7 protein-coding genes are annotated in these 5718 nt (G+C 75.2%); 3 read left to right on the plus strand and 4 right to left on the minus strand.

Translation table 11 applies throughout. From position 1 onward, the window contains the following. Positions 1–113: 113 nt before the first annotated feature. Genes GTW08_RS10875 through GTW08_RS10885 form a run of 3 tightly spaced genes read right to left on the minus strand, consistent with a single transcriptional unit; the run spans position 114 to position 2326 of the window. A complete protein-coding gene (locus tag GTW08_RS10875; protein WP_083658879.1) occupies positions 114–1304 on the minus strand; it encodes an AMP nucleosidase in 1191 nt (396 codons plus the stop codon). Beyond that, the gene (locus GTW08_RS10880; protein WP_062402532.1) at positions 1301–1708 is read right to left on the minus strand and encodes an ArsR/SmtB family transcription factor; all 408 of its coding nucleotides are present in this window, start codon (positions 1706–1708) and stop codon (positions 1301–1303) included. The genes GTW08_RS10875 and GTW08_RS10880 overlap by 4 nt, the downstream gene beginning before the upstream one ends. A 27-nt stretch (positions 1709–1735) precedes the next feature. Continuing rightward, positions 1736–2326, minus strand: a complete 591-nt coding sequence (locus GTW08_RS10885) for an HhH-GPD-type base excision DNA repair protein (RefSeq protein ID WP_073577049.1) — start codon at positions 2324–2326, stop codon at positions 1736–1738. A 31-nt stretch (positions 2327–2357) separates the two neighbouring features. Between GTW08_RS10885 and GTW08_RS10890 the strand changes: the two genes are divergently transcribed. The 3 genes from GTW08_RS10890 to GTW08_RS10900 all read left to right on the plus strand — a co-directional run bounded on the left by GTW08_RS10890 (position 2358) and on the right by GTW08_RS10900 (position 4729). Then, the gene (locus tag GTW08_RS10890; RefSeq protein WP_073577050.1) at positions 2358–3917 is read left to right on the plus strand and encodes a DUF7059 domain-containing protein; all 1560 of its coding nucleotides are present in this window, start codon (positions 2358–2360) and stop codon (positions 3915–3917) included. Continuing rightward, positions 3914–4375 (plus strand): D-aminoacyl-tRNA deacylase, encoded by a 462-nt coding sequence (gene dtd, locus GTW08_RS10895; RefSeq protein ID WP_073577051.1) that lies wholly within the window; start codon positions 3914–3916, stop codon positions 4373–4375. The genes GTW08_RS10890 and dtd overlap by 4 nt, the downstream gene beginning before the upstream one ends. A 69-nt stretch (positions 4376–4444) precedes the next feature. After that, complete coding sequence (locus tag GTW08_RS10900) at positions 4445–4729, plus strand: YggT family protein (protein WP_062402520.1); 285 nt, start codon at positions 4445–4447, stop codon at positions 4727–4729. A 14-nt stretch (positions 4730–4743) separates the two neighbouring features. Here the strand turns inward: GTW08_RS10900 and GTW08_RS10905 are convergent. Further along, the coding region (locus GTW08_RS10905; RefSeq protein ID WP_161151846.1) for a patatin-like phospholipase family protein at positions 4744–5718 on the minus strand (975 nt) is incomplete at its 5' end.

The following is a 5718-nucleotide window of genomic DNA, read 5'->3' on the forward strand; positions in this document are numbered from 1 at the left end:
CCGGGGACACCGCCGGGGACGGGCCGCACCGGTTCCTGGCGCGGCTGGGCTACGAGCCCGACCGGGCCGGGTACACGCGGCCGCTCTGACCCCCGCCGTGCCCGGGCCGCCGGTCAGGCGCCGTCGGGCCCGTTGCCGAGCAGCGGCTCGTCGGCGGAGCGGACCTCGGAGCCGGGCAGGCCGTCGGGGTGCTCGTCGCGGACCCGGTCCAGCGCGTCCAGTGCGATCCCGAGGTGCTTGCGCTTGCTCGCCTCGTAGAACGCCCGCGCGCCGCCGGCCAGCTTGGGCTCGGCGTGCAGCGGCTTGTCCGACACGCACAGCAGGGTCGCGTTCGGGATCCGGTAGCGGAACCCGTTGGCGGCGATCGTCGCGGACTCCATGTCCACCGCCACGGCGCGGGCCAGCCGCATCCGGTGCAGCGTCGCGGCCTGGTTGAACTCCCAGTTGCGGTTGTCGGTGGTGTGCACGACCCCCGGCCGCCAGGTCGCCTCGGCCGCGCCGAGCGCATCCATCAGGTAGCCGTTGAGCCGGATGCTCGGGATGACCGGCACGTCGGCCGGGAGCACCTCGTCGAGCACGTGGTCGGCCCGCTGGTAGGCGGTGGCCAGCACGAAGTCGCCCAGCTCCTGGCGGTTCCGCAGGCCTCCGCAGTGCCCGATCATGATCATGGTGTCCGGGCGGAGCACGGCGAGGTGGTCGGTGACGGTCTTGGCGTTGGCCGGGCCCACGCCGATGTTCACCAGGGTCACGCCGTCGCCGTCGGCGCCCGCGTGGTGGTAGGCGGGCATCTGGACGCCGGCGCGGTCGGGCCGCTCGGCGTCGGGGAAGCGCTCCAGGAACGACTCGACGTGCATCGCGTAGTTGGTGAACAGCACGTGCCGCTGGAAGGACTCGGCGGGGGTGCCGGTGTAGTGCGAGAGGCGGTCCAGCGAGAGCGCCATGCGCTCCGGACCGAACAGGAACAGCTTCTTGACCCGCAGGTCGAAGCGGTCCTCGTCGAGCGCGGCGAAGAACTCCGGGTCGGTGAACGCCCGGGCCGGGCGGGCCGCGCGAGCGGTGACGGTGGCCCCGGCGGCGAGCAGACCGCGCAGCTCCCGGTGCAGGTAGCGGCGGATCGCGCACGGGCGGGCGAACTCCCCGGAGATGCGCGGGTTGTGCGTCGACCAGGGGCGCACGACCTCGAGCTCGGGGTACCAGCCGTCATCGTAGACCGACTGGAGGGCGCCGAGCAGCCGGGCGATCTCGTGGTCGAGCTTCTCCGCCGGGACCGGCGGGCGGACCTGCTCGATCATCGCGGGCGTCACGACGCATCCCCGTCGTCGGCGCCGTGCGCATGCAGCGCGCCCGGGGCGACGGCGACCGCCGACACGATCTCCAGCACGCGGCGGGCGAGCCCGTCGGTCAGCCGGTAGCGGACCAGCCGCCCCTCGCGGTGGGCGGTGACCATGCCGTGCGCGCGCAGCAGGCGGAGCGCGTGCGAGACGGCCGAGTCGCTCATCCCGACGGCGACGGCGAGGTCGGAGACGCAGAGGTCCCCGGCATGCTGCAGCGCGAGCAGCAGCGACAGGCGGTTGACCTCGCCCAGGACGTCCAGGACGGTCGCGACCTCGGCCACCTTGGTGGCGTCGGCGAGCACCGCGACGGCGTCGCAGACCTGGTCCGGGTCGATCACGCGTGCGCCGGCGAGCGCCTCCGGAACCTTGTGCACGCCCGTGATGCTAGCCCTGCCGGCGGATCACTTCGCCGCAGCGGCCTTCTTCTCGCGCGCCGCGGCCTTGATCGCTTTCTTCGTGTCGCGCACCTCGAGCAGGGTCCGGGAGTCGACGACGTCGGCCGCGGAGAGCCGGGTGCCGTCGGCGCCGTAGTCCCCGGCGGCCTCCCGCCAGCCGTCCGGGGTGACCCCGTACTGCTTGCCGAGGATCGCGACGAAGATCTTCGCCTTCTGCTCGCCGTAGCCGGGCAGCGCCCTGAGCCTGCGCAGCACCTCGCGCCCGTCGGGGTCGTCGCGGGTCCAGATCGCGGCCGGGTCCCCGTCCCAGTCCTCGACGATCGCGCGGCACATCTCCTGCACCCGCCTGGCCATCGAGCCGCCGTAGCGGTGGATGGCGGGCGGGGTGGTCGCCAGCGTCGCGAAACCCTCGGGGTCGTGGTCGGCGATGACGCGCACGTCGAGCCCGCCGAGGCGCTCGTGCAGCTTCAGCGGGCCGCGGAACGCGACCTCCATCTGGATCTGCTGGTCGAGCAGCATGCCGATCAGCAGCGCGAGGGGCTCGCGTTCCAGCAGCGCGTCGGCCTCCGGTTCCTGGGCGATGCAGATCCCGCTCATGCCGCACAGGATGGCACGCGACAATGGGGGGGTGCTCCCCCATCTCGACGCCGGTGACATCGAACGCGTCCGCGGCTGTCTGCTCGACGCCGGCTACACCCCGGACGGCGTGCGCGCCCTGCTGGGCCGCTCCGCGCACGACGCGCTGACCCGCGGCGAGCCGGAGCCCGCCGCCCGGGCCAGCCGCGACGGCGGGGAGCTCGGCACCCTGGTGCGGCTGTTCCTGCTGGAGGACACCGAGCCCGAGCCGGCGGTGACCGCGGCGCTCGGCGACCTGGACCCGCTGCTGGAGGGCCGTATCCTGCGCCGCACCCCGGAGGGCATCCGGGCCGCGCTGGACGTGCGTCCCTACGGCGAGGGCCCCGGCGCCGACGGCGAGCCGGGCACCGATTGGTGGGTGGTGTCCGACATCGACACCCCGGCCGCGCGGCAGGACCGCGAGCACGTCACCGGCGTCGGCGGGGCGTCGCTGACGCTGGCCGCGGCGACCGTCCGCCGCCCGGTCGGCACCCTGCTCGACCTGGGTACCGGCTGCGGGGTGCAGGCGCTGCACGGCTCCCGGCACGCGCTGCGGGTCACCGCGACCGACGTGCTGCCGCGCGCGCTGGCGCTGGCCCGGCTGTCGCTGGGGCTGTCCGGGGTGGAGGTCGACCTGCGCGAGGGCCCGTGGTTCGCCCCGGTGGCCGGGGAGCGCTTCGACCAGGTGGTGTCCAACCCGCCGTTCGTGCCGGGCCCGCCGCGGGTGGACTACGTCTACCGCGACTCCGGTGCGGCCGGGGACTCCGCGCTGGCCGGACTGCTGGGTGAGCTGCCCGGCCTGCTCAACCCGGGCGGGGTCGCGCAGCTGCTGGGGTCGTGGCTGCACGTGCGCGGCGAGGACTGGCCGGACCGGGTGCGGTCCTGGCTGCCCGACGGCGTCGACGCCTGGGTCCTGCAGCGCGAGGTCGTCGATCCGGGCCTGCACGTCGGCACCTGGCAGCGCGACGCCGGGCTGGTCCCGACCTCCCGGGCGGCCCGCGAGCAGGCCGGGGCGTGGCTGGACTGGATGGCCGCCGAGCGGGTGGAGGGGGTCGGGTTCGGCTTCCTCATGCTGCGCCGCACCGACGGCGAGCCGACCGTCGTGGTCGAGGACCTGCCCGGCGAGCTGGGCGAGGGCCTGGGCCGGGAGATGACCGGCTGGCTGGACCGGGTGGACTGGCTGCGCGCCCACACCCGCGACGAGGACCTGCTCGGCGCACGGCTGCTGCTCGCCCCGGAGACGGTGCTCGAGTCGGCCTCGTCGGTCGACCCGGACGGCGGCTGGGCCGAGCTGTCGACGACCGTGCGCCGCTGGGGCGGCCCCGGCTGGGAACACCCCGTCGACGCCCCGGCCGCGGCGCTGCTGGCCGGCTGCCGTGGCGACCTGCCGCTGTCCGAGCTGCTCGCGCTGCTGTCCTACGCCCACGACCTGCCGGTCGACGCGCTGGTCGCGGCGACGCTGCCCGCGGTGCGGGAGTTCGTCCGGCACGGCCTGCTCCAACCGGTCGACGGCTGGCCGCACCCGGTGCCCGCGCGGACCGCGGCCGCGTCGCCGTCGGGGCCGGTCGGGTGAGGGCCGTCGTCGCCCGCGTACGACGGGCGTCGGTGACGGTCGAGGCGCCCGACGGCACACCGCTGCGGGTGTCCGGTGAGATCGGGCCCGGGCTGCTGGTGCTGCTCGGCGTGCACGCCGACGACGTCGGCACCGATCCCGCCGCGACCGCGCGGAAGGTCGACACGATGGCTCGCAAGCTGCACGAGCTGCGCATCCTGCGCGACGAGCGCTCGTGCGCGGACGCCGATGCCCCGCTGCTCGTGGTCAGCCAGTTCACCCTGTACGGCGGGACCCGCAAGGGACGCAGGCCGTCCTGGTCGGCGGCGGCCCGCCCGCAGGACGCCGAGCCGGTCGTCGACGCGGTGGTGGCCGCGCTGCGCGGGCGCGGCGCCGCCGTCGGGACCGGGGAGTTCGGCGCGCAGATGGCCGTGGAGTCGGTCAACGACGGCCCGTTCACGGTCCTGGTCGAGGTCTGAGCCCGGTACCGGGCCCTGGTCTCAGCCGTCTCTCACCGGACTCTCAGCCGGAAAGGGGACGATGGGGACATGGTCGCCTACCTGCTGTCCTGGCTGTTGGGGCTGTTCCAGCTCGTGCTGGTCGCCCGGGTCGTCGTGGACTGGATCGACGTGCTCGGCTCCGGGCGCGGCGGCGCCGTGCTCGACACCGCCCGCCGCATCACCCACGGCCTGACCGAGCCGGTCGTCGCCCCGATCCGCCGCCGCGTCCAGCCGGTCCGGATGGGCGCGGTCGGACTCGACCTGTCGGTGCTGATCGTGTTCGTGGCCGTGCTGCTGGCGCGGCTGGTCGTGGTGCCGCTGATCCCGTTCTGACCCCGGGCCCGGGGTCAGCGGCGTGGCCCGAGCCGCAGCGCGACGACCCGGCCGTCGTCGTCGAGGCCGGCCTCGGCCCGCCCGTCGGTGACACCGCCGTCGCGGTGCACCCGCACGGCCCACTCCGCGGTGTCGCGGGCGACCTGCTTGCGGGTCGGGTCGACGGTGAACTCCCCGTCGAGCAGCTCGCCGAGGTGGGCGAGCAGCGGCACCGGGGACGGCCGCTCCCGGAACGGTGCGGTCGAGGTCAGGGTCGCGTCCGGGGTGACGGCGGCCGCGAGCGCGACCGGGTCGCCGTCGCGCACCGCCCGTTCGAAGGCCAGCGCGCCGAGGAACCGGTCGGCCGCGGCGGCGCCCCGGCGCTGCAGGTGGTCGAGGAACGCGACGTCGCGGTCGATCTTGGAGGCGGCACCGAGCAGCCGGGACCGCACCGCGCCGGCCGGCATCTCCAGCACCCGGACGGTCACCTGCCGGTAGCCCGAGTCCGGGCCGAGGCTCCCGTCGGCGAGCAGCCGGTCGATCGTCTCGATGAACCCGAGCTCCTGGTTGAGCGACAGGTTGCCGGCCAGTGCGTTGCGCCGGTCGGCGATCTCGATCGGGCTGCGCGGCTCGTCGTCGATCTCCGACGGGTTGATCTGCACGACCCACAGCTCGTCGGGGTCGGTGTCGAGCAGGTCGCGGGTGGGCGGGTTCTGCGAGAACAGCCCGTCCCAGTGGACGCCGCCCGCGGTGTGCACCGCGCGGAACAGGGTGGGGATCGCGGCCGAGGCGAGCACGGTCTCGGCGGTCAGGGTGTCGGTGCGGCTGGAGAACGCCCGGAACTCCCCCGTCAGCACGTCGACGGCGCCGAGCAGCAGCAGCGGCGCGGTGCCTGCCGGGTCCGGACCGATGGCGGCGAAGTCGACGTGCCGCGAGACCAGGTCGAGGAACTGGCGGGTGCCGTCGAACGGGCGCGGCACCAGGTACGGGGTGCCCGCCGGGACGAGCCC

Source organism: Pseudonocardia sp. SID8383 (assembly GCF_009864975.1).
Taxonomy (GTDB): Bacteria; Actinomycetota; Actinomycetes; order Mycobacteriales; family Pseudonocardiaceae; genus Pseudonocardia; species Pseudonocardia alni.

Coding starts and splice junctions, on each gene's coding strand:
- GTW08_RS10885 (WP_073577049.1), bottom strand. CDS start 2,326: ATGAGCGGGATCTGCATCGCCCAGGAACCGGAGGCCGACGCGCTGCTG.
- GTW08_RS10900 (WP_062402520.1), top strand. CDS start 4,445: ATGGTCGCCTACCTGCTGTCCTGGCTGTTGGGGCTGTTCCAGCTCGTG.